The 2121-nt window shown below is 72.2% G+C and carries 1 protein-coding gene and 1 pseudogene; one reads left to right on the plus strand and one right to left on the minus strand.

Annotation, left to right across the window (positions count from 1 at the left end; all coding sequences use genetic code 11):
* Positions 1-416: 416 nt before the first annotated feature.
* Positions 417-959 (minus strand): annotated as a pseudogene (locus ACFXB5_RS41595) (RNA polymerase sigma factor); the annotation flags it as partial.
* Between the two features lie 76 nt (positions 960-1035).
* On the opposite strand from ACFXB5_RS41595, the gene trpS reads away from it, so the two are divergent.
* Entirely contained in the window at positions 1036-2049 is a 1014-nt protein-coding gene (gene trpS / locus ACFXB5_RS41600; RefSeq protein WP_385218636.1) for a tryptophan--tRNA ligase, read from the plus strand.
* The last annotated feature ends 72 nt before the right edge of the window (positions 2050-2121 follow it).

Raw genomic sequence — 2121 nt, forward strand, 5'->3', positions numbered from 1 at the left:
GGGGCCCCCCCCCCGCCCGGGGGCGCCCCCCGGGCCCCCCCCCGGGGGGGGCCCCCCCCCGCCCCCCGGGGCGGCCGGGGGGCCGCCACCACTGCTCCTCCAGGATCCGGTCGTCGTCGGCCACCGGCACCGGCAGGCCCACGATCCGGGCGAGCACCCGCTCGACCAGCGTCTCCCCGCCCTCCGGCGGGACGCCGCCCTCCGCTGCCCCCGGGGGCGCGCCGTCCTCCGGCTCCACGCCGCCCGCTTGCGGCGCGCCGTGCCGCGACGGTGCGCCGGACGGCGATATCCCCGGCCCCCGCCCGAGCGCCCGCAACTCTCCGGGCAGCCCTTCCTCGGCCATCTCCTGCGCCTCCCCACTCCATCTCATCGGCCGTCTCCCTCTCGGTCTTCGAGGTCTCGGAGATCTCCGACGTCTCCGAGGTCTCCGGCGGCCCCAGCAGCCGCTCCAGCCGTCTCAGGGCGCGGCTCAGCCGCGATTTCACCGTGCCGCGCGGCCAGCCCAGCGCCTCCGCGGTCTCCCCCTCGTCCAGATCCAGCAGATAGCGGTAGATCACCACCCGCCGCTGCGGCTCGCTCAGCTCCTCCAGCGCGGCCAGCAGCCGCGCCCGCCGCTCGCCCGCCAGCGCCACGGCCGCCGGATCGGCCGACTCCGGTATCACCGGCTCGGCTCCGGCCAGCAGCGCCCCCTCCCGGTCCGCCGCCGTGCGCCTCCGGCGCGCCGAGCGCACCGCGTTACTCGTCTCATGGGCGACGATCCGCAGCAGCCAGGGCCGGAACGCCGCCTCGCTCTGGAACCGCCCGAGCGCGAGATACGCCTTCACAAAGGCGTCCTGCACCACATCCTCGGCATCCGCGCCCGCCCCGAGCAGTCGGGCGGTGCGGTGCGCGATCGGCGCATGGGCCCGCACCAGCTCGGCATACGCCTCGGCGTCGCCGGCCCGCACCCGCGCGATGATCTGTGCTTCACCAGTCCTCACACATCTCATACACCGGCGGACGGAGTCTGGTTCCACACCTGAGAGAATGGGTGCCATGGCCCTCGATCGTCCCCGTGCGCTCTCCGGTATCCAGCCCACCGCAGGTTCCTTCCACCTCGGCAACTACCTCGGCGCGATCCGGCAGTACGTCGCGCTGCAGGAGACCCACGACGCGTTCTACACCGTGGTCGACCTGCACGCGATCACCGTGCCGCAGGATCCGGCGGAGCTGCGCGCCAACAGCCGGCTCGCCGCGGCCCAGCTGCTTGCCTCCGGCCTGGACCCGGACCGCTGCACGCTCTTCATCCAGAGCCATGTGCCCGAGCACGCTCAGCTCGGCTGGGTGATGAACTGTCTCACCGGCTTCGGCGAGGCGTCCCGGATGACGCAGTTCAAGGACAAGTCGGCCAAGCACGGCGCCGACCGGGCCACCGTCGGCCTCTTCACCTACCCGATCCTCCAGGTCGCGGACATCCTGCTCTACCAGGCCAACCACGTCCCCGTCGGCGAGGACCAGCGCCAGCACATCGAGCTCACCCGCGATCTGGCCGACCGCTTCAACGGCCGCTTCGGCGAGATCTTCACCGTCCCCGAGCCGTACATCGTCAAGGAGACGGGGAAGATCTACGACCTCCAGGACCCGACGATCAAGATGAGCAAGTCGGCGTCCACACCGAAGGGCATCGTCAGCCTCCTCGACGAGCCCAAGGCCTCGGCGAAGAAGATCAAGAGCGCGGTGACCGACCTCGAGACGGAGATCCGCTTCGACGAGGAGAAGAAGCCGGGCGTCAGCAATCTGCTGACCATCTACTCCACTCTGACCGGCACCGCCATCGCGGAGTTGGAGCGCCGTTACGAGGGCAAGGGCTACGGCGCGCTCAAGACCGACCTCTCCGAGGTGCTGGTCGAGTGGGTCACCCCGTTCCGCGAGCGGACCCAGGAATACCTGGGCGACCCCGCGACGTTGGACGGAATCCTGGCCAAGGGCGCGGACAAGGCCCGAGCCGTCGCCGCCGAGACGCTGGCCGCCACCTACGACAAGGTGGGCTTCCTGCCCGCGGCGCGCTGAGCGGCACGCCGAGCGCCGTGCGCACCGCCCGGTGAGCACGGCGCGCCCCGCGCCCGTTCCAAAACGGTCGCG

The sequence above is a fragment of the Streptomyces sp. NPDC059455 genome (genome assembly GCF_042750115.1).
Taxonomy (GTDB): domain Bacteria; phylum Actinomycetota; class Actinomycetes; order Streptomycetales; family Streptomycetaceae; genus Streptomyces; species Streptomyces endocoffeicus.